The sequence below is a fragment of the Lysinibacillus sp. NPDC096212 genome (genome assembly GCF_044763105.1).
Lineage (GTDB): Bacteria > Bacillota > Bacilli > Bacillales_A > Planococcaceae > Lysinibacillus.
Map to the genome: position 1 here is coordinate 24234 of NZ_JBIWFQ010000012.1, position 26923 is coordinate 51156.

The window sequence follows — 26923 nt, forward strand, 5'->3', positions numbered from 1 at the left end:
CTCGCGAGCGACGGATAAAGCCCGTCAAGCGACGGAAAGAACTCCTCAAGTGACGGATTGCTCGTCAAGCGACGGATAAAACCCGCCAATCGACGGATAAAGCCCGTCAAGTGACGGATACAATCCTCACCCCGACGGATAGTACGCCACATCACTCTTAAAATTTCAATAAAACAACGATACCTGATGGATCCTCTGTTTGGAAACCACCATCTATATCAATAACAGGTGCACCAATTGAACGGAGATTTTCTTTCATTGTTGCTGCTTGCTCTTCATTATCTAGACGCAGTGAAAATGTTTGTAAGCCAACCTGATTTTTACCAAGCTTTGGTGCGTTTTCAGAGTGCCAAGTGTTTAAACCAATATGATGATGATAGCGGCCAGTTGAGATGAATAAAGCTTGTGCTCCATAGCGAGTGACAATCTCAAATCCTAATCCTTTTGTATAAAATTCCTCTGCGGCAGCCAAATTAGAAACTGATAAATGAATATGTCCCATAACCGTATCAGCTGGTAGGCCATCCCATCTTCCATCGCCTTCCTCTAATATAGAATGGATTTTAAGAGGTTCGGTCACCATATGCACTTGGTCGAAATGCCAAGTCCATGCATTTTCAGGGCGATCCGCATAAACCTCAATACCATTATTATCAGGATCATTTAAATAAAGTGCTTCACTTACATCATGGTCAGATGCCCCGAAGTACACGCCCTTGTTATGGAAATGAGTAATAATATTTGCTAAATCACGACGAGTAGGCAGTAAAATTGCAAAGTGATAAAGTCCAGTTGTTAAGCTCGTTTTTTCTTCTACTGTTTCAGGTTGGACGATTGTCAATAATGCTGTTTTGCCATCAGCTGTTAGAGTTGCTCTATGAGATTCCTGATGTAAAACTTTAAAGCCAATGACCTTCTGATAATAAGTTAATGAACGTTGTATATCGCTCACTTTAATTTCAACATTAGTGACATATGTGTTAGGTTTTTCATGAAAATGCATAGTAATTTACCTCCGAATTTAAGTTATGATTGATTATCAAGTTACTTTATGTAAGTAAGTTTATTTTATAAAGTACAGATTGTCAAGTAATTATATTGTTCCAAAAAAAATGAGAAATAACCGAAGTGGCTCATCGGACGCCCCAGGAAGCTTTGCTATGCGCGAAAACGAAGCGTCAGCGACAATTGTTTTATCTGCGCGACAGCAACAAATGTTTTATCTGTGCGAAAGCGAAGCGACAGCAACATCAAAGCGCCCAGCCGTAACGGAAATCAACAACTCGTTTTTGCCGAAGAGCAAACTTTATCTAAAATGACTTTGCTGTAATAGTTTTAAACAAAAAAATCACTAAGCATATATTCATGCTTAGTGATTTTCTTGAGGTATTATTTGTCTGCTCTGTAATCGCCTTCATAACCAGCAGTGAAAATTGCAGTTAAGAACGCAACAGTTACACCAATAATTAATATTAAACTCATGGAAGAACCCTCCTCAGTTTATAAAGACATCTCTTTTTAGTATAGACTATCTACTATAAAAATGAAACGACATGGCGGAATAAAATATGTCAGAAATGGTTCAGAAATAACTATTTCGGGAAAACTATAGGAGAGGTGATAATAATGGAAAAAAAGGTTCCAAATATCGAAAACGGTACAATGGCTAGAAACTTTAAAGATTTACAGGATTTAGGGAAGCAGATGGAGCATTTGCGTGATGGTCTAGAGCTTGTAGAAGACAATCGAATTCCAGATCCTATTCAAGTAGATGATTATGAAGAGAAAGCGAAAGATCAATAAGACATTACCCCGGAAATTTTCCTTATATTTCTTAAAACCAATTTTTTGTATAATGGAACTAGGAAAAGAAAGGGGTTGTTATTCTTGAATTTACAATCAACAAAAACATTAGCAAATGGTGTGGAAATGCCTCGCTTTGGCTTAGGTGTTTATAAAATGACAGAGCGTGATGAGACTTTGCAGGCTATTGATAAAGCTGTTAAATATGGCTACCGAGCTATTGATACGGCTTCTCTTTATGGTAATGAGGCCGAGGTGGGCGAAGCTATTCGTCATTCAGGTGTTAAACGTGAGGATATTTTTGTGACGACAAAGGTTTGGAATAATGACCAAGGCTATGATGAAACATTACGAGCTTTTGAAGTATCATTGAAAAAGTTAAATATGGACTATTTAGATTTATATTTAACGCATTGGGCAGTACCAGAAACATTTGAAGAAACGTATAGAGCAATTGAACGTTTATATGATGAAAAATTAATTCGTGCAACAGGTGTCTCAAATCACCATGAGCATCATCTACAAAAGCTTTTAGCTAAAGCAAATATAGCGCCAATGGTCAATCAAGTAGAGGTGCATCCATATTTACAGCAGGACGCATTACGAGCATTTTGTAATGAGCATGGAGTTGCTGTTACGGCATGGTCTCCATTAGGCCGTGGCGGGGTACTTGATAATCCAACGATTATGGAAATTGGTCGTGAAATAGGGAAGACAGCTGCTCAAGTAGTGCTGCGTTGGCATTTGCAAAATGATACACTTATTATTCCTAAGTCTGTGACACCTAGTCGTATTGAGGAAAATGCACAGATTTTTGATTTTGAATTAACACTAGCTCAAATGGATAAAATAGCTACGTTAAATCGCAATGAACGATTTGGACAAGACCCAGATAACTTTAAATTTAATTTTTAGTGCAATAGAAATCCCGCTCTCTAATTTGAGAAGCGGGATTTTGTAAATTTATTATTTAGATTCTTTTACAAATGGAATATAGTTAGAAAGCATTTTTGCCATATGCGCACGTGTCGCGTTGTTACTAGGCATAAATTTGCCGTTTACGCCGCTAACAATCTTTAAGTCTTTCATAAGGGCAATAGCATTTTGAGTTTCAGCGTTGTATTGAGAAATATCACTGAAATCAGCTTTTAAACCAGTTTTTGCATCGTGTTGTAGGTTGTATGCACGAGCAAACATTAAGGAAAGTTGAGCACGAGTTACTTTTGTATTAGGATTGAATTTACCATTCACACCTTGTACAATTCCTGCTTCAGCAAGTGCTGTAATTTCTTTTTGTGTTGCAGGATTTACATTCGCAAGATCAGAGAATGTTGCTTGACCTTTTGCTTCAAGCTTTAAGGCACGTGCGATAAATGATGCAGCTTGTGCACGAGTTAAGTTTGCGTTTGGTGAATATGTTGTTGCTGAAGTACCGTTAGTTAAATCACGGTAATAAAGGTCACGAACAAAGCCTTCTGTTTCTGAACCTTTTGCGATATCTTTAAACGGAATTGTTGCGATAATACGTCCTTCTACTTTTGGATCAACTTTTTTCAGTGTATCTAAATGTTCAATAAACATTTCGTAGTCAATTGTACCAGGTTCACTTACACGGCCGTCCTCATAAACTTTTTTCAGTGTATCATAGCCGTCTCCACCTTTAGCAGTGAATGTATTTGTTGCCGCTTTATAATATGCTGCTTTATCAATCTCTTTACCATTTAATTTAATAGATTTTACACGTTTACCAGCTGGTGCTTTACCGTCAAATTCTACTTGTAAACCAGAGAAGTGTAGGAAGCCACCAGATTCTTTAGGGAACTCTTTCACACTATGTTCAACGATTTCATAAATTTCAGCACCTTTTAATTTTACGATACCAAGTGCATTACCGAATGGCATAACTGTCATAACCTCACCAACAGTAATATCTCCTGCATCAATACCAGCGCGGATACCACCACCATTTTGGAATGCAAATTGTACTTCAGGGTCAATTTTTTTAGCACCAGCAAGCATCCCATCAGTAATTAAGTTACCAAGGTTTGTTTCACCAGCACGAACACCCCAAAGATTACGACCGCCATTTAGTGGTGAAACAGCTGTATTACCTGTTGATTGATTTAATATTTTTGAAATTTTCTCTTTATATGGAGCTAAAAGTGCTGTAGCCTCTGCGTCAGCTTGGACATCTTTTAAAGCATGTAACTGACCGAAGTAGTCAACAACGGCACCATTATCGTCGAATGTTAGTTCTAATTCACCTAAATTTTCGCTATATTGGCCTGTTTGAACGATAATTGTAGGGTTCTTAAATGGTGTTTCAGCTTTCACAGGCTTGTCTAATTTTGTATGTGTATGACCACCTACGATTACATCAATGCCTTCTACAGCTTTCGCTAGTAATTGGTCATTATCCCAATCAGCGGAGTCATCGAAGCCAATATGAGTAACTGCGATAATTTTGTTAACACCTTGTTTTTCAAATTCTGTTACTGCTTTTTTCGCAGAGTCGATATAGTTTGCAAATTGGACGTTAGCAACGCTTGAAATGGTAGGTGTTTCTTCTGTTGTTAAGCCGAAAATACCTACTTGTTGTCCATCGATTTCTTTAATGATACCGTCATAAATTTTACCGTTTTTAAAGTCTTTTGTGACTGTTTTGAATTGTAAGCCATCGAATAAAGAATCTTTTGAAAAATCTAGATTGGATCCTAGTAATGGGAACTCTGCGCCCTTAACGAATTTAGCAAGTGCAGCATGTCCTTCTGGGCTTGATCCTAAATCGAACTCATGGTTACCAAAAGTCATGGCATCATAACCCATTAAGTTCATTAACTTCATATCAGTTTCCCCAGCAAATTCGTTAAAGTATAAAGTACCAGAGAAAACATCACCAGCATCTAAAAGAAGTGAGTTTGCATTTGCAGCACGAAGTTCTTTTACTTTTGTTGCACGCTTTGGAGCATCCTCAACGTGTGCATGCGTGTCATTTGAGTGTAGAATTGTTAATTTGAAATCATCTTTCTTAGCTGTTGGTGTTGCTTCCGCTGCATGTGCGGCAAAACCGGGTGTAGCTAGTAAACTAGCAGCTAGAGTTGTTGCTGCAATACTTTTAACCCATTTCATCAATAAATTCCCCCTCATATTAGTCAGATGACTGACAATTTAATCTAATTCTATCATGAAAGAAATCCACCGTCATTACCAATAATGGAAATGTATAATAAATTTACTGTAAAAAATAGATGAAAGAAATGTAAATATTATATTTATACTTTTTTAGGATTATAAGTAAATGGATTGAAGTAATAGCTCATCACCATAACGTGTTGTTGATTTCAACAAGTGTCATCCACAACTTTTGATGATGAGCGAAAGAAATAAAAAAGGCATACAAAAACTGCACTTTAAATTGTTAGCTTATGTGCAACAATTTAAAGTGCAGTACGATAATTACTGCTGATCCTTTACAACGATCACCTTATTTAAAAATGGATGCTCGAATTCCAATTGAATAGCATGGAGCTCATAGTCGTCACTTGCCGTTTCTCTTGCGCCATACATTGTATCTCCAATAATCGGATGACCGATATGTGCTAAATGTACGCGAATTTGATGTGTTCTTCCTGTTTCAAGAATTAGATGGACAACACAAGAGCTTTTATAGCGCGCTACAACTTCATAGTGTGTAACCGCATGCTGTCCAGTTTTTGAAACGACACGTCTTGTTGCATGATGTCGGTCTTTTCCGATTCCTTCAGAAATCGTGCCAGAAGTAGAGCGTAAATTCCCTTGCACTTCTGCAGCGTAAGTTCGAATAATGGATTTTTCCTCAATCATACGATCAAAGATTGATTTTGCTAAAGGATGTTTTGCTACAAGTAACAAACCTTGTGTTCCTTTATCTAAACGATGGACATGCTCCGCATAAGTGCCACCTTGCTCTTTAATATGAGCCATAACATGATTCATACAAGTGTGAGTATCACGTGCATCATTTGGATGTGTCGACATACCTTTTGGTTTAGAAACGATCAAACAATGGTCATCCTCATAGACGACATCAATTGCACAAACAGGTGTCGGTTGATAATTGGATGCCGGAATAGGAAATGTAAATTTTATTGTTGTGCCTATCTGTAGTGGGTCATTCCACTGAATTGGCTCTCCGTCCATTGTTGTGATAGCCTTCGCCATTCGTAATTCATGGACTAGCTTTTTACCGAGTCGCCAATGATTGCGTAATAGATCCTCGATTGTCAAATTATTCGTATTTATTTCATAGTGAAACATAAATCTTCCTCCGTAGAAAAGACCGTATTCCAAAATGTAGAACACGGCCTCATAATTATTTTGCTGTTTTAGCAGCCTTCATTACATAAAAGCTTGCCCCTGCAATTAAAATAAATGCAGTTAGCGCTAAAAATGGGATTGTGATAAAACCTAACCAGTTAATATATTGACCAGTACATGAAACAAGACCACAAGATGGTGCGGTATCAGCTAAAAAACTTAGCTTTTGAATACCATAATGGTAAAGTGATATACTGCCTCCCATAATGGCAAAAACAGCGGTTGTTACAGCAATACGTGCATTTTTTTGAATAAAGGCAATCGTTGTCATAATGACAATTGGATACATGAAAATTCGTTGGTACCAACACATTTTACAAGGTTCATAATGACGAATTTCAGAAAAGTATAAGGAACCCAGTGTTGCAACGACAGAGACAATCCAAATAAATAATAAGCCATTTTCCACTTTTTTAGACATGTAAATTCTCTCCTTAGTATAACCATGTACTTGTTCGATTATAGTTGTTCTAGTTTTATATGTAAATTAACTTACCCAAAATAAGGTATCATCACCAAAACGTGTGGTTGATTTCCGTTCCGACTGGGCGCTTTCCTGGGGCGTCCGATGAGCCGCTTAGGCCAACACGAGGTTGGTCACGAAGGCGTTTATCACAGGACGTGATGGTTTTAGCCTTCGTTCCTCTATTGCTGATCCCCAAGGAGTCGCCCAGCCTCCACTACAATCCACTTATTTACATAGTATACGTTTTAACAAAAGTCATCCACAACTTTTGGTGATGAACCAAAATAAGGTATATTCTTATGAAAAATTTCAGTCTAAAGTATGAACGGCTGAGGCAGACGTTCCAGACTTTGAAATGTTATCATTAAAATTAGTAATGCCAAAGAAGAGGTGTTTTTGTGAGGGACAATGATCATTCCAATATTGGTATTTTAAAAGAAATTGCAGAGTTATTAAACGAAGAAACTGAAATTGTGTCGATGCTAAAGGGAGCACTTGTGAAATTTTTAAATGGCACAAATTTTGAAACGGGCTGGATTTTTTTTATCGATGAAAAAGGGCGCTCAGAGCTTGTTGTCCATGTCAATTTACCAGAGGCACTGGAGCATAAAAATTGCCATTATTTAGAAAGGGGAGGCTGTTGGTGTGTTTCCCGCTATCGTAATGAGGAATTAAAGAAAGCCTCTAATATTATTGAATGTCAACGTATTGAAAGCGCCATTGCAGCAAATGTTGGTGATCACGAAGGCATTACACATCATGCAACAGTGCCGCTTCAATCTGGACAAGAGCGTTTTGGTGTCTTAAATGTTGCATCGAAGGATACCGTGCGTTTTTCAGAGGAAGAGCTAGCATTACTTGAATCGGTTGCATTTCAGATGGGGTCGGCCATTAAGCGTATTTTACTGACAAAGCAGGAGCAAGAAATGGCACTTGTGAAGGAGCGCAATCGTCTAGCTCGAGATTTACATGATTCCGTGAATCAGCTACTTTTTTCAGTTACATTAACGGCGAGAGCTGGTATTGAAATGACAAACGATAGTGATGTGAAGGAAACGTTTAAGGAGATTCAGCACTTAACACAGGATGCCTTAACAGAAATGCGTGCTCTTATTTGGCAACTCCGTCCAAAAGGATTAGAAAATGGTTTACTTGAAGCGATAAAAGTGTATGCTGAAATGCTTGGCTTGAAGCTTCATGTAACGGTCTCAGGTGTACTGCAATTCCCATCACGTATCGAAGAAACATTATTTCGGGTAGCCCAAGAAGCACTTAATAATGTTCGCCGTCATGCTGGTGTTCTGGAGGCTGCGCTTTATATTACGGTTACTTCTACAGATATTTTACTTGTTATTCGTGATGAGGGACGAGGCTTCGTCGTCGATCATAACACAAAGCTACTTTCGATAGGCTTGCAATCCATAAAGGATCGTGCAAAATCGGTTGGTGGAAAAGCTGACTGGGTTAGTGAAATTGGCAAAGGAACAGAGCTGTTAATCCGCTTGCCATATTAGGGGGGAAGAGTATGATACGTGTTTTAATCGCAGATGACCATCATGTAGTGCGTCGTGGATTATTATTTTTCTTAAAAACACAGAAAGATATAGAAGTTGTAGGAGAAGCGAAAAATGGCCTAGAGGCAGTAACTTTAGCGGAAAGTATACAGCCAGATATTATACTCATGGACTTGGTAATGCCTGAGATGGATGGGATTCAGGCAACGAAGCGCATTAAAGCTAAGTTTCCACAAATAGAAATTCTAATGCTGACAAGCTTTTCAGACCGTGATCATGTAGTGCCAGCAATGGAGGCAGGAGCTGCAGGCTATCAGTTGAAAGATATTGAACCTGATGAGTTGGTATTGTCCATTCGTCGTATTATGCGAGGCGAAAATACATTACATCCAGAAGCAACAACAACTCTTGAAATGGACCGTCAAGAATCAAAAAATGCACCTCATGTTTTAAACCCACTAACACCTCGTGAACAGGATGTGCTTGCAGAGCTTACAAAAGGGAAAAGTAATCGAGAAATTGCATCCTCTTTATTCGTTACAGAAAAAACGGTGAAAACTCATATTTCTAATATTTTCACGAAGCTACAAGTGCAGGATCGTACGCAGGCAGCCCTTTATGCTGTGAAGCACGGGTTAACAGAGGGTAGCGGTGTATAAAATATAAAAAAATAAGTAAAACGGCGAGTTCCTACAAATTGTAGTAGCCCGTCGTTTTTTAATGAATAAATCCTTTATTTATTTTAGAACAAAGAAATTGTTAGAGATATCAATTAATGTAGAGCTTGGCGAAATCGATAGGTCATCTTTTAGCTTCTGTTCATAAGCGAGGAATACTTTGTATGCTTGTTCATGAAACCCCGCATTTATTAAAATGTGTAAATAGTGCTCAAGTTTTTGTTCATTATATGGATCAAACTCTAATAGTCTATTTAAAAAATTTAATGCCTTATCAATATCCGTTAGTAATGTTGCTTGAAAACCTTTTTCTAATAAATCTATGTATGATTTCGTCAGCTTATCTTTATAGGCAGTGGCCCACTCATAATCATCATAAATGAGTAGTCCATTTTTATAAATTGAGAGACTTTGATTGATCAAAGAAATTGGTGGGAATTCTAACTTCGTGAAATCCTCATAATATCTATGAAAGTCATATAAATCACAAAGGATGTTCGGTTTTTCGAAGATATAGTATTTGTTTGAAAAAATAATACAGTTTGCATAACCTATATTATTTAAGGTTTTTCTTAAATAAGAAAGTGCGGTATGAAGATTCGATTTTGCTCGTACATAGTCTAAATCAGGCCATAGAATTTCAATTAAATAATCACGATGAATAGGAATGTTTGGATGTAATATGAAATATACAAATAACTCCTTTGTTTTCTCGGTTTTGAAGGCAACTAAGCTGTTGTTGCTATATGCGGCAAATTGATTAAAGCATTGTACGTTTAACATGGTTTTCGAAGCTTTTTTAATCATTTGCTGAATGGAATATTCATGCTCGATACGAGAAATAGTTTTTTCTAAGCGAGCATGACTAATTGGTTTAAGTACGTAGTCAAGACCTCCGATTTCATATGATTGTAAAGCAAATTCTTTATATGAAGTTATAAAAATAACACTAACATGTGGACGATCAGTTTTGATAATATCAGCTAATTCAAGCCCAGTCAGTTCATTCAGCTTTGCCTCTAAAAAAATTACGTCAAATTCTATTATTGGAAGCTCATTTAAAAATACTTCTACACTTGTAAAAGTTTGAATTACCTGTATTTGCTGAAATGCTTGTAGTTTACTTTGAAAATAGTGTAAAGCTAAAGGTTCATTGTCTATTAAAACGGCTCGAATCACGTCAAAATCTCCTTTTTACAATTAAATTGAAAACCATTAAACTCTAGTTTGTCGTCTTTGAAAATGCTTTTCGAATATAGGGTGGGCACTAAAAGTAAATTCCACATAAAATTAAAAATTTGACACCAAAATTTAGCTCTTTGTATTCCGTTTTCCATAAGTTAGTGTCGGATCTCCTCATACGCTATCTATTCGTACAGGATTTATTTGTTTAGCTTTTTCCCGATGCTGGCTCGTGCTCCGTGCTAAACCTTTTTACATAGAAATTAGGACTTCCACAAATAGTTACTATAAAGTTTTTCTACTTAATAGTTTTCAGTGTCCTTATATAGAGGATAGAAGTTTTATATGTTGTGATAAGAGAATTGAAATAATTAAGCGTTTATTGTTAAAAACAACGTAGTTATAGTAGAGATTATAAGTACCTAAGTTGTTTTTTCTTATATTGTAAAAATAGTATAATGAATGTAATAATTTGTTAGGCGCTATTATAGTACATTTGACTTAAATAAAACTCAAAAAGTACTTAAAAAATACTTAAAGTAGATAGGGAATTAGTAGGTAAAACGCAATTAGCATACAAATAGAATTTATCGTAAAGGAGTACAAATATGAAATTAGAGCGTCTTTTAACGATGATAATGATTTTAATAAATCGTAAAAAAGTGACAGCCCAGGAGCTTGCCGATTTATTTAATGTGTCAGTTCGTACTATTTATCGAGATATTGAAACATTGAGCTGTGCTGGGGTTCCTGTTATTAGCCAGCAGGGAGTTAATGGAGGGATTAGTTTAATTGAGGGCTATCGTGTGGATAAGCAAGTGTTAACGAAGGAAGAGCTTACGTCACTTTCTATTGCCATTAAAAGTGCATTAACAACGTACGAGGATTCGCATGCCGAAGCAGTACTTGAAAAATTAACAGGTGTTGCGGATGACGAAGTAAAACAATCGATTGATCAACTGTTTATTGACCTTAGTCCTTGGGGGCCAAACGTTATTTTCAAGGAACAGATAACTTTATTAAAAAAGGCAATTGAACGTGAATATTGTATAAGCTTTACGTACTCTACTACCCATGGCTGTATAACAAGAAGATTATTAGAGCCACACACTTTAGTACAAAAGGGAAAAGTTTGGTATGTTTATGGCTATTGCACATTGAGAGAAGATTTTCGCTTATTTAAAATTTCAAGAATGAAGGATATAAAAGAAGAGATGACGACATTTCAGCGCAAAGAAGTCAACTTGTCTGAACTCCCGTGGGATAAAGAGTGGCATCATCCTCAAAATATAGTAAACCTTACGTTATCTTTCGATTCTGCAATAACAACATTAGTAGAAGAATCATTTGGCGCTGAACATGTAGATAATGAGAGCTCAACTATTAACATTGCATTGCCTGAGGATGAATGGTTATATGGCTTTCTTCTAAGCTTTGGCCATCGCTTAAAAGTTTTAGAACCACCACATATAAGTGAGATTGTGCGAAAACGGGCGCAGGAAATTGTTGAGTTGTATAAAAAACACTAATTGATGACATACAGATGTCAGGTTTCCTTTGTTATAGTCATAACAAATAGAACGAAGGGTGGATTTAATGATGCAAAGTTATTGTCAAAGCTGTGGAATGCCATTAGTGGATGAAGCTTTACTTGGTACAGAAAAAGAAGGACACAAAAGTCAGGATTACTGCACATATTGTTATGAATTAGGAGAGTTTAAGCAGCCAAATCTAACAGTTGAAGAAATGATTGAAATTTGTGTGCCGCATTTAAAGGGAGATGGCATGGGGGAAGAAGAAGCACGCCAAATGTTGACTTCTTTTTTACCAAGCTTAAAGAGATGGAGAAAGCATGACATAAAAGAACCGGCTGTGAACAATAAAGAATCATTTCAAATTGTAGGAATTTCAGCACGAACAAGCAATGCGAATGAAATTACCTCACAAGCAAAAATCCCACAATTATGGACGAACTTTTATCAACAAGATGTAACGGGACAAATAGCTAATGCAGTAAATCAAGTAACATATGGCCTGTATTCCGACTACGAAACAGATGTTAATGGAGAGTATTCAATTACACTTGGAATGGAAGTAGTAGCTACCGACGAAATTCCTGAAGGTATGGTCGGAAAAACAGTGCCAGCTGCAAAATATTTAGTTTTTACTTCTGACAAAGGTCCATTTGAAGAAGTTGTCGTAAAAGCATGGCAGGATGTTTGGGCTTGGTTCGCAAACTCAGGTGTAGAGCGAACATACACAGGTGACTTTGAAATGTACGATGAACGATGTGCCAACCCACAAGAAGCACAGGTCGATATTTATATTGCAATCAAATAATTAAACAAATTAAGCTTCCTGTCTATGATTGATAGGAGGCTTATTTGTTGGGGATTTTTACATTTGAAATATTGTGAAAGCATACATTCCTATGATTATGTACTGTATAATAAAAAAAGAATATTCTGATGTTTGTTAGGTGAATAATACAACGGTAATTAATTCTCATGATGGTGACAAATCGTTTATTACTGTAAGGAAGGAGTAGTTGTTTGGCTAAGAAAAAAGTAGGGGACATTTTAAGTGTTTCATCGTTATTACCCGTCATAATAAGTGTTATTTTTTTCTATTTAAAAAGAGGACCCGATTTTGATATTTATTTTGGTATCACCTTGTTTAGCATTTTAGCAATCATCGGTATTATATTTGCAGTAGTCTCTTTGGTATGGTCTAAAAAACGTATTTTCGGTTGGATTGGTCTTTTCGCAAATATATTACTTTTGGTTTATGCTTTTCTATTGCAATTAGCAATGGGAATCGGTGAACCATAAACCTTAATGGTGTTGAAGTTCAAACTGCACTGCCGATCGCCACAAATGCTTTTAATAGCGATTGCACTGTGTCAGTTGCCTCCCATCGGGCATAATAAAACGACCCCCTTCTCATGTAAGGGAGTCGTTTTTTGCGTTTAGATTTAGTTTATTTCAGTAGAAGCTCTTGCCATTATAGGTTGTGAGCAAAATACTATTTTTATCGCCCGAATCAAACAAGCGCAATTTTTATATTACCAAGGCAAATACGATAAGGCAATTTATTTTCTTTCAGCGCTTGTCCAAACGCAATTATGCCGAGGCATAATAGATTTTTTGTCTGTTACTCATCGTTTTCATTTGATAAATCACGTTCAGGTAATTTCAGAACTTCTAAGTATAAAATATGGTGACCATCTAATTCTTTTGCGATAAATTCATAACCTTGTTCTTCAATACTGTCTCCTTCGACTGCATCAAAGCGCATTGTCATGAACCAACCACCGATTGTATCAATATCATCATCTTCTATGTCAGTACCTAGCATATCATTTACGTTTTCTACTAGCATCTTCGCATCTAAAATAAAGTGATCTTTTGCAATTTCCTGAACCTCTGGAATTTCATCTTCATCGAATTCATCTTGAATTTCGCCGACAATTTCCTCAATAATATCCTCAATCGTAACTAGACCAGATGTTCCGCCATATTCATCCATTAAAATGGCCATATGAATACGTTCACGCTGTATTTTTAGTAACAAGTCGTTAATTTGCGTTGTTTCCATTACGCGAATAATTGGCTGCATATAGTCAATCACTTGCTTATCGCCATTTGCTGGGTCTTTAATGTAAGCAGTTAATAAGTGTTTCATATTGACTAAGCCGATAATATGGTCTTTGTCACCATCGATAATTGGGTAACGGGTATATTGCTCAACGCCCATTAAATCGAAAACCTCTTTAATCGTTAGTTCTTTTTCTATACCAACGATTTCAGTACGTGGGACCATGATTTCTTTCGCAAGACGATCAGAGAACTCAAAAATACTGTTTACATATTCATATTCTGAAGTATTAATTTCTCCACCCTTTAAACTATCCGACAAAATCATACGTAACTCTTCTTCAGTATGGGCTACTTCTGATTCTGACATCATTTTCAAGCCGAAAAGGCCAGTTAAGCCACGCGCAGATCCGTTTAACAGCTTAATGATTGGATAAGTAACATTGTGGAATAAGATTAATGGGCCAGAAAGATTTAATGTTACAAATTCTGCTTTTTGGATGGCAAGTGTTTTTGGCGCCAATTCCCCTATTACAACATGCATAAACGTTACAATTGAGAATGCAAGTATAAATGAAAGGACAGTAGTAAAATTTTCACTCAAATTTAGAAATTCAAACACTGGATTCAAGATAATCTTAAATGTAGGTTCACCAAGCCAACCTAGACCTAAAGCAGTGATCGTAATACCTAATTGACATGCAGATAAGTATTCATCTAAATCTGAAATTACACGTTTTGCATTTTTTGCTTTTTTATTCCCTTCGGCAAGCAATTGATCAATTCGTGTGGATCTTACTTTAACGATTGCAAATTCGGTTGCAACGAAAAATCCTGTCATTATGATTAGTAGGGCAAATGCCGCCAACCTTATGGTTATTTCCATTATGTCTCCGTCCAAATAATTCCTTTGTCCCCGCCCGAATGAGGGAGGTAAACAAAGTGTACACCTCCTATGATATTAAAAAATTGTTGAATGACTTAATCATAAAATATTTATAGGCAAAACACAAATATTGACAACAATTTTTTTAACTTCTTTCAGCGGGTGACCAACATCATGTTGCTGTCGCTACGTTGCACTACGCTTTCGCACAAAAAACAAATCAATTATGCTGAAGCAAAATTGATTTGTTTTTCACACCGTAAATTGAAAAAATTAAATAAATTCAAACACCAAAAGATTGAAAATAGAAATTTGTTATGCTAACTTTAAATATAGCAAAGAAGATAGTTTGTTTAGAGAAAGAAGCATTTAATCTCATATAAAACGACACGTCAAAAATCTCAAGAGAACTATACTTGCGGATTTTTTTAAATGAATTATTTTTAATAGCAACAAAAAGGAGCTATCACATTCATATGGGGTGGCTCTTTTGTTATGTTGAAAATTAATATGGTCAAAGAAATCTATGTGGATGTTGTGGAAAGTCGCTTCGCTTTCGTAAAATATTTGTAGCTGAAGTTAAGTTTTATCATTATAAATTAGAGTGATATAAAGAGGTTGATTCGAGTGGAGACTGAACGCCCCCAGTCGGAGCGGAAATCAACCCCCTCTGAAGAACGATATTATGACTCTTTAATTTCAAAATAGTTTTTCATAAAAAAGGAGCCAGTTTCATTTATTGAGACGGCTCCTTCTGCTTTAATTATTTATTGTTGTTGAAAACGTAATTTTAAGCACGCTTTTTCCACATCGTGAAGCGTTTCTTTAAACGGTATTTCACCTGAGTAAAGTGCAATTGAAACAGGTGCTTTTTCTGTTATACCTTGCTGTGTAAAAATATAATTTTTGCCCTTATACGTTAAATATATATTTTTTACAGGCCTTTTTCCGAAAGGATTAGTAGATGAATTGAAAAATCCTTTTAATTGACTGCAGTATTCATTGTAGAAATCACTTTTAAAGCCAGAAAGAGCCTCAAATTTTTTACTATCAATAGCTTCAGCCTCATTCGCTAACTCGAAAATTTTAGCGGAAAATTCGGAAAAAACTTCTTTTACTTTTGTACGAATTAATGCTTTTGAATTATAACTGTTTAAGTCATCAGAAAGAGTGACTTTACTCATTTAAATAGCCTCCTGCATAAAAAACCTTTAATTCTTAATAACATAAATGTATAAGAAAAATAAGGGAATTTCAATATACTTAACCATTTTTAAGCTAATAGCAATGTTGAAATTAGTAAAAAATAGGTGTTTTTATGCAATTGAGAACAGGAAAATACTACTCGCATCTTCATTCAGCAGCTTTCTGTGCGACAGCAACAAATATTTTCTGTGCGAAAGCAAAGCGACAGCACAATTACGCCAAATCGAAATTGATCAGTCGTAAACATGGTACAACATAAGCTCATGAATCATTTTTTTTACATCCTCTTCGTTTGGAGGGATAGTTCCATTCCATTGTATAACGCCATCTTTTAAGTACTCCGCTGTATAACGTTCACGTTGATAAAAGAACGAAATAGACCACCCTGGAAGCTGAGAATTTTCAAATAAAGGCTTAAAGCTAAAATGCTGAATCATAACCAAACCCCATTTCTTATATATGTAGTTAATATTATTCAAGGATAGTGGTAATTTTGCAACTCCAAATCTCATTCCTATCGTAATGAGCTGAAAAAGGATTTTTTGTTGATATTTTGCTTATACTACTCGAATCGCGCATTAAAGCGAGTAGCTCGTAGCGGAAATTAGTATTTCAAAATTAATAAAGATGGATAAAAATAGTTAATCTAATAGAGGGTATTTCTTTCGTAGAAAATCATTGCTCTGCTATAATTAGTGCATTAGGCGACAAATTACGCCAATAGTGAATACAATTGAAATGAGAGGATACTAATGGATAATTTTATAGTGACATTAATATTTATGGCAGTTATCGGTGCTGCAATCGGTGGTATAACGAATCACCTAGCTATTAAAATGCTTTTCCGACCACATAATGCCATATATATTAAAAATTGGCGAGTGCCTTTTACACCAGGTCTTATTCCGAAACGACGTGACGAATTAGCAAAGCAACTTGGGCTAACGGTTGTGAATTATTTATTAACACCTGAAACTTTTAGAAAGAAGTTTTTCTCAAAGGATATTCAGGACAAGGTAGAACAGTTTGTACAAGCAAAGGTAGAAGAAACGATTTTTACAAATGATAAAACAATTCAGGATTGGCTATCATTAGCTGGATTTTCCAATATGCCAGCAACAATTGAACAGAAGGTAGAAGCAATTGTTGAGGGACAATTTGAATCAGTTAAGAATACACTATCAACGAAATCAATTCGTACACTATTATCAGCAGATATTCAAAATACAATTGATGCAAAGATTCCAGTAGCGGTTGATCATATTTTAGAAAAAGGTGAGGATTATTTTTTATCACCTGAAGGCGAACTGACAATTAAGGCGATGATTGATGACTTCTTATCGTCAAAAGGATCACTTGGTGGAATGATTAATATGTTTTTAGGTGATTCTTCGTCGCTCATGTCAAAGGTTCAGCGTGAGCTTATAAAATTTTTACAGAAACCAGGAACATCAGCATTATTAACGAAAATTTTTACTCAGGAATTAGAGAAATTAAAAGATCGCCCAGCAATGGATTTCTTACAGGATATTCATTTTGAACAAATATTATCGAAGTTGCAAACTTACGTAAAAGAACAATTAGCACTTGAAGAGCGCTTGAATTATCCGATTTCGCATTACTGGCCAGAAGGTAATTCATGGATGAAGGAAACTGTGATTCCACAAGCCATTGAAAAAGCTTTTGTAAAAGCTGAAGAGAAATTAGAAGATGTGTTGAAACGCTTAAATTTACAAGAAGTAGTACGTGAGCAGGTTGATTCTTTCCCTGTAGAGAAATTAGAGGAACTTGTACTAGGTATTTCAAAGCGTGAGTTTAAAATGATTACAGTACTTGGTGCAGTTCTTGGTGGATTGATTGGGATTGTGCAAGGGTTAATTGTTTACTTTATTTAAAAAGGAGAATTATGTTTATGATTAATATTTACAATGAAATTAATGCGTTAGAGGCAGCTTTACGTAAAACACCTGAATTTGAAGTGTTAAAAGAAGCAGTGACAGCTGTTAAGGAAGATGAAGAGGCAGTAAATTTATTCAAAAATTTCCGTAAGGTTCAAATTGACCTACAGAAAAAGCAGTTAACTGGCGAAGATATTTTGGAAGATGAACTTGTATACGCGCAAAAAGCAGCACAGCTTGCACAGCAAAATGCAAAAATTTCTGCAATGCTTGAGGCAGAAATGAAGCTAAGTAAGATCATTGAAGAGGTAAACCGCATTTTAATAAAACCTATTCAAGCATTGTATGAAGAATTTTAACAGCGAAGAAAAACATCAAAGCGGCGGAGATCAGCATCCAGGCGGCGGAAAAGCATCATTTAGCGGCGATGTTCAACGACCAAGCAGCATAACAACAAGTTCTAACGTCGCAAACGAGAGTTCTGAAAAAACAGATGCTATCGTCGATCTGATCAAAAAGCTTTCTTAGGCATAAAAATACTAATAGTTGCACATATAACAAGTAAGAAGAAAAACGTGTTTCCGCAAGCAGGAGCACGTTTTCAATTTATGGCTCAATATCTATTGGAGGTTTTATTATGCATGTAATCATTGAATGGACCTATAAAGCGAAAAAAGGTGCGGAAACTGTTTTACGTTCAGAAGAAATGCCAGCAGCCCAAGCATTACTACTTGCGGAGGACATGGAGCGAACAGGGAGAGTAAAATCACTGCATTGTGTCGATCGACAGGATACAAACTGGTCTTTAAAGGAACTCAAGGCATATTTAAAGGAAATTGACACTGAGCCACACAATATTACAGTCTATTTTGATGGGGGCTTTGATCGTGCAACAAATCAATCAGGACTAGGCTGTGTGGTTTATTATGAGCAAAATGGCAAGCCATATCGATTGCGACAAAATTCTTTTTCGTCCGAGCTTAAATCCAACAATGAGGCAGAATACGCAGCGCTATATTTGGGATTAGTCGAGCTTGAGCTATTGAATGTTCACCATTTGCCCGTTTGCTTCACAGGTGATTCCCAAGTTGTTATCAATCAATTAAGCGGAGAATGGCCAGCACTTGAAAAGAATTTATCTAGCTGGGCAGATAAAATTGATGCAAAGCTAGAGAAGCTCAGTATCCAGCCAGAGTACAAGCTTATATCACGTAAAGAAAATTCTGAAGCCGATCGTCTTGCAACTCAAGCATTAAACGGTATCGATATTACAGGATTAAGGGAAATGGTAAAGGAGTAGGTATTAGATACTCCAAAAGAAAAGTGGCTAGGACAAAACTAGTCAAAACTTTAAAAAGTGCGAGAAATCAATTTTCGAAACATTGATTTCTCGCACTTTTCTTATGTGAAAATTCATGATCAAGGATCTTACCACTTCGCACAAAAAACAACTGTTGCTGCCGCTACGTTGCACTACGCTTTCGCACAAAAAACAACTGTTGCTGTCGCTACGTTGCATTCGTTATTGCTAATTATAATAGATATTTACCAATAAATGGCTTTCGTCACAAATTTTCCTGCTTTTAATGAAACTTTTACCATTCTAAAACTACTACTACTATGAACCTAATAATAAGGAGAGATTTTATGAACATGAAAAAATTTGCACCTGTAGCAATGACAGCATTATTATTTGGAAGTGTAGTAATGCCAGTCGCTTCGGCAAAAGATAATCCGACAAAGACGGAACAACAACTACCACAAATTCAAATTGATCCTGTTCACATTTTTAATACTACTTATGGAACAGTTGAAAAAGTCAATTCTAGTGAAAAAATTACATATTTCACAGTGAAAGATGGCGATCAAACGAACATTTTAGAGATAACAAAAGATACACTTGTTTTCGATAATACAGGTAAAAAAGTGGATCTTAAAGAAGGGGATAAAATAGTAGCTTATACATTTGCGAACAAGCCACAAAAATTAATTTATCCACCACAATTCAATCCCGAAGTTGTCATTATTGAAACTAAAGAAGCTGGATTTGTTGAAGTTGATTACTTCTTTGAAAACCTAACAAATACTTATGATATGTTAAAATTAAGCATTGGTGAAAACACGGAGCTTTTAAATACGAAGGGAGAGAAAGTTGCAGCTAAAGATTTAGTAGAGAAGAACTTAGTAGTTTTTTATACAGCTTCAACAAAAAGTATCCCCGCTCAAACAACCCCTTCTAAAGTAATTGTTCTTGATGACGAATCAGGAAATACAACAGAAAATACTATAGATGCAGAAATAGCAGAAATAATCGCGACAGATTATTATGAAGTTGATGGAACAAAGATGGTTCCGTTGCGTTTGATTGCCGAAAAGCTTGGTTATACAGTGGAGTCAACAGGTAAAGGTGCAATTGTATCTAAAGGCAATTTATCTTACACAATTACTCGTGGAGAAAAAATGTTTGGTTATAACAAAGCATTACGCTCACTTAATGAAGCCCCTGCTTTGTTAGGAGGTAATAAAACATATGTACCAGTTGAATTTGTAGAGGAATACTTAAAATAATTTTAAAAAATCCCCATAAAGGTAGATTTACCTTTATGGGGATTTTTAGAATTTAATTTCCAAAAATATTCATTATAGGAAACTTGAAAGGACAAACAGCGTCTTAATTAACGGAGAGAATGACTTTACTTCAGGAATTCAAATAGAAGAGAGGATTTAATTTGGAAAGAAAAACAAGAAGCTCTAAAAAAGCGAAACCTAAAAATAAAGTTATAAAAATAACCTTCCTAGTAATTGTAATTTCACTATTAACCGTCACTAGTTACGGAGCTTATGCGTTTGTTAAATTTAAAAATGCCTATGATAGTTCAAAGGTTGATTTAAATAGAGCAGGAAATAAATCAGAACTTAGGGAAGAGGATGTTTCCTTTACGAAAGATCCAATCTCAATTCTATTATTAGGTGTTGAAAATTATTCAAGTAAGGAGAAGGATGGTCGAGCGGATACTCAAATGGTCATTACTTTGGATCCGGATAAATCTGAAATAAACTTAATTACAGTACCTCGGGATGCAAGAGTTAAAATAGAGAATGCTGGGGAATATACAGGTATACATAAAATCAATGCCGCTTATAATTACGGATCAATTACAGGCTATGGGGCAATTAAACTGCAATTAGAGACAGTTGAAAAATTCCTTAATATACCGATAGATAACTTTATTGCAGTAAACTTTGATGGCTTTAGAGATATTGTCGATGCTTTAGGTGGAGTTACAATAGATGTAAAAGAGGATTTCTGGGAAGATAATATTTACGATAGAAAACAAAGGATAGAATTTCATAAAGGAGAGGCACATTTAAATGGGGAAGAGGCACTTGCATTTGTAAGAATGAGATATAGACCTGTTAATGCTTCATACTCACGCGAAGAGAGACAAAGACAATTTTTGACTGAAACGATTAATCAAGCAAAATCGACGAATACAATATTCAAAATTGGTCAAATAGCAGATATTTTAGGAAAAAACGTAGAAACAGATTTAAACACTAATGAAATTTACGCACTCCAAAAGCAATATTTGAATTCCAAAAACATAACTACGAAAACGTTAGAAATAAAAGGAGAAGATCAGTATATCGGTAAAGTTTCTTATTTTATACCCGATATGGAAGGCTTGGAGAAAGTAAGTATGGAATTAAGAAAAATTCTTAAACTAAAAGAAGAAAAATTCAAAACAAATGCGGCTATAGATAATTAAAAGATAAGAATCCATTTTGATTAATTTTTTCAAAATGGATTTTTTGTATCATTAGACAGAATGTTCTGTTATTATTTCTGGCTTTGCTTAACGTTATAAAAATTTGTTAAACTATTGGTACTGTAATTTTGAGAGAAAAGAGCGAAGAAAATGAAAATTATTCACATAGATCAAAAATATCCTGAAGATTGGATTCGCGTATTAAATCATATTGCGAATTTATTTTTTGAGGATTCTAAGTTAAGAGTAGAGTCTGAAGGAACAGATATGACAGTGTCATTCGAATATAACGTAGGGGTTGATTTCTCAATATCTACAAAAGCCGTTTTAGAAGTAGAAAGTAAGCGTTATACGAATGATTACCGTATTCAATATGAAACTGAGGCTGAAGGACGTGAGCTAAATATTCGTATGAAGCGTGCTTTGTCTCACGTATTTTTAGATGTATTAGAGCAACATACTGGAATGCATCAGCAATGGGGAATTTTAACGGGTGTGCGTCCAACTAAGCTTTACCATAAATTCCGAAAAGCCGGGAAGAGTGAGGAAGAAATTGCAGATATTCTTATTCGTGATTTCCGTCTGTCAGAAGAAAAGGTAGCGCTACTAAAAGAAATAGTGGCTCGTCAGTTAGTGACGATTCCTGATATAGATGAAATCGGTAAAGAAATAAGCATTTATATAGGCATTCCTTTCTGCCCGACTAAATGTGCCTATTGCACGTTCCCAGCCTATGCGATTGGCAGCAATCGAAAACAAGGGCGTGTTGCTACATTTTTAGATGGGCTGCATATTGAATTACGTGAAATGGGGAAATGGCTGAAGGAAAATAATATGAAAATCACGTCCATTTATTGGGGTGGTGGTACACCGACATCTATTGAGGCCCATGAAATGGATGCATTGTATCAAACGATGCATGAGTCCTTCCCGCATTCTGAAACAATCCGTGAAGTAACTGTTGAAGCGGGCAGACCTGATACGATTACACCTGAAAAACTAGACGTGTTAAAAAAATGGGGCATTGACCGTATAAGTGTTAATCCACAATCGTATACAGATGAAACACTTAAAGCAATTGGTCGTCATCATACGGTACAGGAAACAATTGATAAGTTTTGGTTAGCACGTGAATCAGGCATGAATAACATTAATATGGATTTAATTATTGGTTTACCGAATGAAGGAATTGAAGAGTTCCAGCATTCATTAGATGAATCTGCAAAAATGCAGCCAGAATCGCTAACAGTTCACACATTATCATTTAAACGTGCATCGGAAATGACACGTAATAAGGATAAGTACAAGGTAGCAGACCGTGATACTGTTGCACAAATGATGCATATGGCACAAGTATGGACGAAGGAAAATGATTATGTACCATACTATTTATATCGTCAAAAAAACATTTTAGGTAATTTAGAAAATGTCGGCTACAGTAAAGCTGGTGAAGAAAGTATCTATAATATTGTCATAATGGAAGAAGTACAGACAATATTAGGGATTGGCTGCGGAGCATCCTCTAAATTTGTACATCCTGAAACAGGGAAGATTACGCAGTTCCACAATCCAAAAGATCCTGCTGCCTACATCATGACATTTGAAGAGGCAATTGGTAAAAAAATAGAGTTTTTAGACGAATTATATAAGGCATAAAAAATGATGGCAATCTGACGTGGTGTTCAGATTGCCTCTTTTATTCCGATAAATCGCGATAATGTTTCGATAAAGATAAAACCACAAAATGTTCCGATAAAATTAAAAAACATTCCGATAAAATCTCGTTATAATTTTCTTAAATCACACGCCATTTTTAATATAACAGCATCTTCAAAATATTGAGGATCGTAGCCTGTTAGCTCTCTAATTTTATTTAGTCTATAGGTGAGCGTATGGCGATGAATATTTAACTGTTGGGAGCAGAGCTTAAGCTGTAAATTACAATTAAAAAAAGCTTGTAATGTTTCAAGTTGCTTTGCATTCATGCTTTTGAGAACACGTTGATGGAATGCTCGAATCGCCTCCGAATCTTGATTTTTAAAAAGAGAGAATAACTCTATATCTTCAAAATAAGTGATTTCTTTATTAATCAAGGCAAACTTTAGTGCCGTTTTAGCACCATGATAGCTATGAGGTAACTGAGATAAATGTTGGACGGTTGGACCAACTCCGATTTGTAAGGAATGTAGTTTTTGTTGCTTTTTTCGCAATGCCTTCATTATTTGCTGCTGTGTATTGTCCTCACAACTTGTTAACAGAATATAGTATTCATGTAGCTGACTATAACCTGAAAGTATAGGCTGCTTATAAAATAGATCTTCTAGAAAGAAAGGGATGCTATTCTCTGTGTATAAGGGTTCATCTAAGCTTACTAGTAGGATTTGAAAAGGTGCTACTAGTGGAAATGGCAGCTTATGGATCCGTTCCTGTAATGCCGCATCTAGCTTGCTACCATGAACTAGTGCTTCAAATATGTAGTCATTATTTTTTCTATGCCATTCACTTTTTGATTCGATAATGGCTTGATGTGCCATGATTTCTGTCGTTAATTGGACAAGGTTGGCGATTTCTAGTATGTCCTCAGAATCCCCTGTAATCCCAATAACACCAATGACATCATCCTGATACATGATAGGCATATTAATGCCAGGCCTAGTGTTTGGATACTGGTCTATATTGTCCTCATTAATAATAAGCGTCTCCTTGTTTTTGGCAACATAGAGTGCGCCTTCATGAATATTCTCAACTCTCATTTTATCGCCAGAAGCTAAAATGACACCGGTTGGACTAATGACATTAATGTTGCGACGTAATCGTAACATTGTTTGATGTACGATATCTTCTGCTAATTTTTTCGTTAATATGTTTATACACCTCGCATAATAAACATCTGTTATATTACAGCTAATTTATACATTCATTATAATGTTTTCTGAATTTATTGTCATTATAATAAATGTAAGCGCTTAACTTAATTGTGTTACAGAAAGAACTATGGAGGTATAAAATGAAAGTCGTTATTAGTCCAGATTCCTATAAGGGCACTTTATCGGCCATCGAGGTGGCTAATGCAATGCAGGCAGGAATCATGGACGTTGATCAATCGATTGAAACAATTATTCTCCCCGTTGCAGACGGTGGAGAAGGTACACTAGTATCACTTATCGCCTCAACGGATGGTCGATATATTTCACAATATGTACTTGACCCATTGGGGAGAGAGATTGAAGCAAGATATGGTGTACTTGGTGATAATGAAACATGTGTAATTGAAATGGCTCAAGCATCCGGTATTATGCTGTTACAGGACAACGAAAAAAATCCTGAACTTGCATCAACATATGGAACGGGACAGCTTATAAAGGCTGCTCTTGATGCAGGATTTAGAAAGTTTATTATCGGAATTGGCGGCAGTGCTACAAATGATGCTGGTGTAGGTATGTTAAAGGCACTTGGACTCCAATTAAAAAAAGAAGACGGCACTTTAATTTCCGAGGGGGTGTCATCACTATTAGATTTAGCTTTAATTGATGCTAGTCAGCTAGATGCTCGATTGAATGAAACGCAATTTATTATTGCATGTGATGTAGACAATCCACTAATTGGAGATCGTGGGGCAACGGCTATTTTTGGACCTCAAAAAGGTGTGAAGGAGCATCAAATAGCTTATTTTGATAGCTGTCTAAAGCGGTTTGCAGATATTATTGAAAAACAGTTTTGCATTCGACTACATGACTTCAAAGGGGCGGGTGCGGCAGGGGGAATGGGAGGTGCATTAGTAGCCTTTTTAAACGGTAGTTTTCATGCGGGTATTGATATTGTAATTGATGCAGTGCAGCTAAAAAAACATTTAGAAGGTGCTGGGTTTGTTATTACAGGTGAAGGCAAATCAGATTGTCAAACATTGCATGGAAAGGCGCCTTTAGGGGTAGCGAAGGTAGCAAAATTAGCAAATGCACAGGCTATTTTGTTGTCAGGGGCTATTGATGAAATTGATAAACCTGCGCTACTAAACTACTTTAATGTTGTTGAGTCATTAGTAGATGAGAAGATTAGTGTTCAGCAGGCAATGCAAAAGCCTTATGAATTTATTCGTCTAAAAACAAAAAGGATATTTGAGTATTACGTACAAATGGGGGATGAGTAAATGTTGTTCATCATTATTTTAATAGGGGTATTGTTTGTTGTATTTGGAACAGCAAAGTTAAAGCTTCATCCATTTTTGGCATTATTAATAAGCGCATTCTTTGTTGGAATTGTTTCGGGTATGCCTTTATTAACAGTGGTTGAAAGCATTAACACCGGCTTTGGTGGGTTAATGACAAGCATCGGTTTAGTTATTATAGCAGGTACAATAATTGGTTTAATATTAGAAAAATCAGGGGCCGCTTATCGAATGGCAGAAGTGGTATTACGAGTTGTTGGTCCAAAGCGTCCTCAATTAGCAATGTCATTAATCGGTTATATCGTCTCTATCCCAGTCTTTTGTGATTCAGGCTTTATTATTTTATCGAGCTTACAGAAATCTTTAGCTAAGCGTGCTAATGTAACAATTGCCTCGATGGCTGTAGCTTTAGCGACAGGGCTTTTCGCTACTCATGTATTAGTACCGCCAACACCAGGGCCAATTGCAGCAGCTGGAAATATCGGTGCATCAGATTATTTAGGAACAGTTATTGTTATCGGGTTGATAGTAGCGATTCCAGCAACATTTGTAGGGTATTTATGGTCGGTGAAAGTAGCGACAAAAATTCGCGTACCAGAAGATGAAGTAGAAGCATTAGATTATGAGGAAGTCATAAAATCTTTTGGTAAAATGCCATCAACGTTTAAAGCATTTTTACCTATTGTACTACCTATCGTATTAATTGGTATTGGTTCGATTGCTGCATTAGTTGGTGATCCAGAATCAACATTAAATGCGATTTTCAGATTTCTAGGATCTCCAACAGTTGCTTTATTTTTAGGTGTCTTAGCAGCATCTTTGTTATTACCAGAAATTAGTGAAAATACGTTAACTGGTTGGATTGGTGAAAGTTTAAAAGAAGCAGCTCCTATTTTATTAATTACTGGAGCAGGTGGTTCATTTGGTACAGTAATAAAAAATGCTGGTGTTGGTGAAATGCTGCAAGAAATGGATTTAGGCATGTTTGCTTCAGGAAGCCTATTCCTCATTGTGCCATTTATCGTAGCAGCAGCATTGAAAACAGCTCAGGGGTCTTCAACGACAGCACTTGTTATTACATCTACACTTGTAGCACCAATGCTAGCCACACTTGGAATTGGAGGAGCGATACCGTTAGCATTAGTAGTCATGGCGATAGGTGCTGGGGCAATGACAGTTAGCCATGTCAATGATAGTTTCTTCTGGGTGATTACACAGTATAGCGGAATGGAAGTGACACAAGCATACAAAGCGCAAACAGTTGCAACCTTACTACAAGGGCTAGTCACTATTGTCGTAACAATGATCTTATGGTGGATTTTAGTTTAACTTCTTTCAGCAATTTTTTATATAACGAAAGCAAAAGCGACAGATATAGAAATCTCCCATCTCTTTAGGTGGTGA

26 protein-coding genes are annotated in these 26923 nt (G+C 36.1%); 17 read left to right on the top strand and 9 right to left on the bottom strand.

The genetic code is table 11. The features are described 5' to 3' along the window. Window positions 1-157: 157 nt before the first annotated feature. A complete protein-coding gene (locus ACIQ7T_RS13280) occupies window positions 158-1003 on the bottom strand; it encodes a VOC family protein (protein ID WP_402870896.1) in 846 nt (281 codons plus the stop codon). Between the two features lie 157 nt (window positions 1004-1160). Here ACIQ7T_RS13280 and ACIQ7T_RS13285 point away from each other — a divergent pair, with 157 nt between their 5' ends. The 3 genes from ACIQ7T_RS13285 (at window position 1161) to ACIQ7T_RS13295 (ending at window position 2718) form a co-directional block, all read left to right on the top strand. Continuing rightward, the gene (locus ACIQ7T_RS13285) at window positions 1161-1319 is read left to right on the top strand and encodes a hypothetical protein (protein ID WP_402870899.1); all 159 of its coding nucleotides are present in this window, start codon (window positions 1161-1163) and stop codon (window positions 1317-1319) included. 307 nt (window positions 1320-1626) lie between these two features. Continuing rightward, on the top strand, window positions 1627-1803 hold the full coding sequence (locus ACIQ7T_RS13290) for a hypothetical protein (RefSeq protein WP_323657194.1): 177 nt from the start codon (window positions 1627-1629) through the stop codon (window positions 1801-1803). A gap of 84 nt (window positions 1804-1887) precedes the next feature. Then, a complete protein-coding gene (locus ACIQ7T_RS13295) occupies window positions 1888-2718 on the top strand; it encodes an aldo/keto reductase (RefSeq protein WP_370080982.1) in 831 nt (276 codons plus the stop codon). Between the two features lie 51 nt (window positions 2719-2769). Here ACIQ7T_RS13295 and ACIQ7T_RS13300 read toward each other — a convergent pair whose 3' ends face one another. From ACIQ7T_RS13300 to ACIQ7T_RS13310, 3 genes are all read right to left on the bottom strand, one after another. Next, a complete protein-coding gene (locus ACIQ7T_RS13300) occupies window positions 2770-4932 on the bottom strand; it encodes a 5'-nucleotidase C-terminal domain-containing protein (RefSeq protein ID WP_370080980.1) in 2163 nt (720 codons plus the stop codon). A 327-nt stretch (window positions 4933-5259) separates the two neighbouring features. Then, on the bottom strand, window positions 5260-6099 hold the full coding sequence (locus ACIQ7T_RS13305; RefSeq protein WP_370080978.1) for an RluA family pseudouridine synthase: 840 nt from the start codon (window positions 6097-6099) through the stop codon (window positions 5260-5262). Window positions 6100-6154: 55 nt separating this feature from the next. Next, on the bottom strand, window positions 6155-6580 hold the full coding sequence (locus tag ACIQ7T_RS13310) for a disulfide oxidoreductase (RefSeq protein ID WP_370080976.1): 426 nt from the start codon (window positions 6578-6580) through the stop codon (window positions 6155-6157). Between the two features lie 443 nt (window positions 6581-7023). Between ACIQ7T_RS13310 and ACIQ7T_RS13315 the strand changes: the two genes are divergently transcribed. Then, window positions 7024-8139, top strand: coding sequence for a GAF domain-containing sensor histidine kinase (locus ACIQ7T_RS13315; protein WP_370080974.1), 1116 nt, complete (start codon window positions 7024-7026; stop codon window positions 8137-8139). Between the two features lie 11 nt (window positions 8140-8150). After that, window positions 8151-8798 carry a response regulator gene (locus ACIQ7T_RS13320; RefSeq protein ID WP_370080973.1) on the top strand — a complete coding sequence of 216 codons (648 nt, stop codon included), beginning with the start codon at window positions 8151-8153 and terminating at the stop codon, window positions 8796-8798. A gap of 78 nt (window positions 8799-8876) precedes the next feature. Here ACIQ7T_RS13320 and ACIQ7T_RS13325 read toward each other — a convergent pair whose 3' ends face one another. After that, window positions 8877-9995, bottom strand: coding sequence for a response regulator (locus tag ACIQ7T_RS13325; RefSeq protein ID WP_370080972.1), 1119 nt, complete (start codon window positions 9993-9995; stop codon window positions 8877-8879). A gap of 611 nt (window positions 9996-10606) precedes the next feature. On the opposite strand from ACIQ7T_RS13325, the gene ACIQ7T_RS13330 reads away from it, so the two are divergent. The 3 genes from ACIQ7T_RS13330 (at window position 10607) to ACIQ7T_RS13340 (ending at window position 12829) form a co-directional block, all read left to right on the top strand. Then, on the top strand, window positions 10607-11527 hold the full coding sequence (locus tag ACIQ7T_RS13330) for a helix-turn-helix transcriptional regulator (RefSeq protein WP_402870905.1): 921 nt from the start codon (window positions 10607-10609) through the stop codon (window positions 11525-11527). 70 nt (window positions 11528-11597) lie between these two features. Next, a complete protein-coding gene (locus ACIQ7T_RS13335; protein WP_370080970.1) occupies window positions 11598-12338 on the top strand; it encodes a zinc ribbon domain-containing protein in 741 nt (246 codons plus the stop codon). Between the two features lie 212 nt (window positions 12339-12550). After that, on the top strand, window positions 12551-12829 hold the full coding sequence (locus ACIQ7T_RS13340; RefSeq protein WP_370080969.1) for a hypothetical protein: 279 nt from the start codon (window positions 12551-12553) through the stop codon (window positions 12827-12829). 322 nt (window positions 12830-13151) lie between these two features. On the opposite strand, the gene ACIQ7T_RS13345 is transcribed toward ACIQ7T_RS13340, so the two are convergent. The 3 genes from ACIQ7T_RS13345 to ACIQ7T_RS13355 form a co-directional block, all read right to left on the bottom strand. Continuing rightward, entirely contained in the window at window positions 13152-14480 is a 1329-nt protein-coding gene (locus ACIQ7T_RS13345; RefSeq protein WP_370080968.1) for a hemolysin family protein, read from the bottom strand. Between the two features lie 767 nt (window positions 14481-15247). After that, window positions 15248-15664, bottom strand: a complete 417-nt coding sequence (locus tag ACIQ7T_RS13350) for a hypothetical protein (RefSeq protein ID WP_370080966.1) — start codon at window positions 15662-15664, stop codon at window positions 15248-15250. A gap of 255 nt (window positions 15665-15919) precedes the next feature. Beyond that, window positions 15920-16123 (bottom strand): YheE family protein, encoded by a 204-nt coding sequence (locus ACIQ7T_RS13355; protein ID WP_370080964.1) that lies wholly within the window; start codon window positions 16121-16123, stop codon window positions 15920-15922. A 315-nt stretch (window positions 16124-16438) separates the two neighbouring features. Here ACIQ7T_RS13355 and ACIQ7T_RS13360 point away from each other — a divergent pair, with 315 nt between their 5' ends. From ACIQ7T_RS13360 to ACIQ7T_RS13390, 7 genes are all read left to right on the top strand, one after another. Further along, the gene (locus ACIQ7T_RS13360; RefSeq protein ID WP_370080962.1) at window positions 16439-17581 is read left to right on the top strand and encodes a DUF445 domain-containing protein; all 1143 of its coding nucleotides are present in this window, start codon (window positions 16439-16441) and stop codon (window positions 17579-17581) included. Window positions 17582-17598: 17 nt separating this feature from the next. Then, window positions 17599-17943: a YlbF family regulator gene (locus ACIQ7T_RS13365; RefSeq protein ID WP_370080960.1), complete on the top strand. Its 345-nt coding sequence runs from the start codon at window positions 17599-17601 to the stop codon at window positions 17941-17943. After that, entirely contained in the window at window positions 17930-18112 is a 183-nt protein-coding gene (locus ACIQ7T_RS13370) for a hypothetical protein (RefSeq protein WP_402870911.1), read from the top strand. Before ACIQ7T_RS13365 ends, ACIQ7T_RS13370 begins: the two co-directional genes overlap by 14 nt. Before the next feature lie 109 nt (window positions 18113-18221). Continuing rightward, the gene (locus ACIQ7T_RS13375; RefSeq protein WP_370080958.1) at window positions 18222-18884 is read left to right on the top strand and encodes a ribonuclease H family protein; all 663 of its coding nucleotides are present in this window, start codon (window positions 18222-18224) and stop codon (window positions 18882-18884) included. Window positions 18885-19231: 347 nt separating this feature from the next. Beyond that, a complete protein-coding gene (locus ACIQ7T_RS13380; RefSeq protein WP_370080956.1) occupies window positions 19232-20152 on the top strand; it encodes a stalk domain-containing protein in 921 nt (306 codons plus the stop codon). A 161-nt stretch (window positions 20153-20313) separates the two neighbouring features. Further along, window positions 20314-21354, top strand: a complete 1041-nt coding sequence (locus ACIQ7T_RS13385; protein ID WP_370080954.1) for an LCP family protein — start codon at window positions 20314-20316, stop codon at window positions 21352-21354. 150 nt (window positions 21355-21504) lie between these two features. Then, window positions 21505-23010 carry a coproporphyrinogen III oxidase gene (locus tag ACIQ7T_RS13390; RefSeq protein WP_402870915.1) on the top strand — a complete coding sequence of 502 codons (1506 nt, stop codon included), beginning with the start codon at window positions 21505-21507 and terminating at the stop codon, window positions 23008-23010. 128 nt (window positions 23011-23138) lie between these two features. Here the strand turns inward: ACIQ7T_RS13390 and ACIQ7T_RS13395 are convergent, their stop codons facing one another. After that, window positions 23139-24263 carry a CdaR family transcriptional regulator gene (locus ACIQ7T_RS13395; protein ID WP_402871021.1) on the bottom strand — a complete coding sequence of 375 codons (1125 nt, stop codon included), beginning with the start codon at window positions 24261-24263 and terminating at the stop codon, window positions 23139-23141. A gap of 98 nt (window positions 24264-24361) precedes the next feature. Between ACIQ7T_RS13395 and ACIQ7T_RS13400 the strand changes: the two genes are divergently transcribed. Both ACIQ7T_RS13400 and ACIQ7T_RS13405 read left to right on the top strand, forming a co-directional pair. Continuing rightward, window positions 24362-25501, top strand: a complete 1140-nt coding sequence (locus ACIQ7T_RS13400; RefSeq protein ID WP_370080951.1) for a glycerate kinase — start codon at window positions 24362-24364, stop codon at window positions 25499-25501. Continuing rightward, entirely contained in the window at window positions 25502-26848 is a 1347-nt protein-coding gene (locus ACIQ7T_RS13405; protein WP_402870918.1) for a GntP family permease, read from the top strand. It begins immediately after the preceding gene. Window positions 26849-26923: the final 75 nt, after the last annotated feature.

Excerpts from the sequence above, each read along its gene's own strand:
- ACIQ7T_RS13355 (WP_370080964.1), bottom strand. The coding sequence starts at position 16,123 with ATGATTCAGCATTTTAGCTTTAAGCCTTTATTTGAAAATTCTCAGCTT.
- ACIQ7T_RS13380 (WP_370080956.1), top strand. The coding sequence starts at position 19,232 with ATGAACATGAAAAAATTTGCACCTGTAGCAATGACAGCATTATTATTT.
- ACIQ7T_RS13350 (WP_370080966.1), bottom strand. The coding sequence starts at position 15,664 with ATGAGTAAAGTCACTCTTTCTGATGACTTAAACAGTTATAATTCAAAA.
- ACIQ7T_RS13360 (WP_370080962.1), top strand. The coding sequence starts at position 16,439 with ATGGATAATTTTATAGTGACATTAATATTTATGGCAGTTATCGGTGCT.
- ACIQ7T_RS13400 (WP_370080951.1), top strand. The coding sequence starts at position 24,362 with ATGAAAGTCGTTATTAGTCCAGATTCCTATAAGGGCACTTTATCGGCC.
- ACIQ7T_RS13390 (WP_402870915.1), top strand. The coding sequence starts at position 21,505 with ATGAAAATTATTCACATAGATCAAAAATATCCTGAAGATTGGATTCGC.
- ACIQ7T_RS13305 (WP_370080978.1), bottom strand. The coding sequence starts at position 6,099 with ATGTTTCACTATGAAATAAATACGAATAATTTGACAATCGAGGATCTA.
- ACIQ7T_RS13310 (WP_370080976.1), bottom strand. The coding sequence starts at position 6,580 with ATGTCTAAAAAAGTGGAAAATGGCTTATTATTTATTTGGATTGTCTCT.
- ACIQ7T_RS13375 (WP_370080958.1), top strand. The coding sequence starts at position 18,222 with ATGCATGTAATCATTGAATGGACCTATAAAGCGAAAAAAGGTGCGGAA.
- ACIQ7T_RS13320 (WP_370080973.1), top strand. The coding sequence starts at position 8,151 with ATGATACGTGTTTTAATCGCAGATGACCATCATGTAGTGCGTCGTGGA.
- ACIQ7T_RS13280 (WP_402870896.1), bottom strand. The coding sequence starts at position 1,003 with ATGCATTTTCATGAAAAACCTAACACATATGTCACTAATGTTGAAATT.
- ACIQ7T_RS13370 (WP_402870911.1), top strand. The coding sequence starts at position 17,930 with ATGAAGAATTTTAACAGCGAAGAAAAACATCAAAGCGGCGGAGATCAG.
- ACIQ7T_RS13285 (WP_402870899.1), top strand. The coding sequence starts at position 1,161 with ATGCGCGAAAACGAAGCGTCAGCGACAATTGTTTTATCTGCGCGACAG.
- ACIQ7T_RS13300 (WP_370080980.1), bottom strand. The coding sequence starts at position 4,932 with ATGAAATGGGTTAAAAGTATTGCAGCAACAACTCTAGCTGCTAGTTTA.
- ACIQ7T_RS13345 (WP_370080968.1), bottom strand. The coding sequence starts at position 14,480 with ATGGAAATAACCATAAGGTTGGCGGCATTTGCCCTACTAATCATAATG.
- ACIQ7T_RS13405 (WP_402870918.1), top strand. The coding sequence starts at position 25,502 with ATGTTGTTCATCATTATTTTAATAGGGGTATTGTTTGTTGTATTTGGA.
- ACIQ7T_RS13365 (WP_370080960.1), top strand. The coding sequence starts at position 17,599 with ATGATTAATATTTACAATGAAATTAATGCGTTAGAGGCAGCTTTACGT.
- ACIQ7T_RS13330 (WP_402870905.1), top strand. The coding sequence starts at position 10,607 with ATGAAATTAGAGCGTCTTTTAACGATGATAATGATTTTAATAAATCGT.
- ACIQ7T_RS13335 (WP_370080970.1), top strand. The coding sequence starts at position 11,598 with ATGCAAAGTTATTGTCAAAGCTGTGGAATGCCATTAGTGGATGAAGCT.
- ACIQ7T_RS13290 (WP_323657194.1), top strand. The coding sequence starts at position 1,627 with ATGGAAAAAAAGGTTCCAAATATCGAAAACGGTACAATGGCTAGAAAC.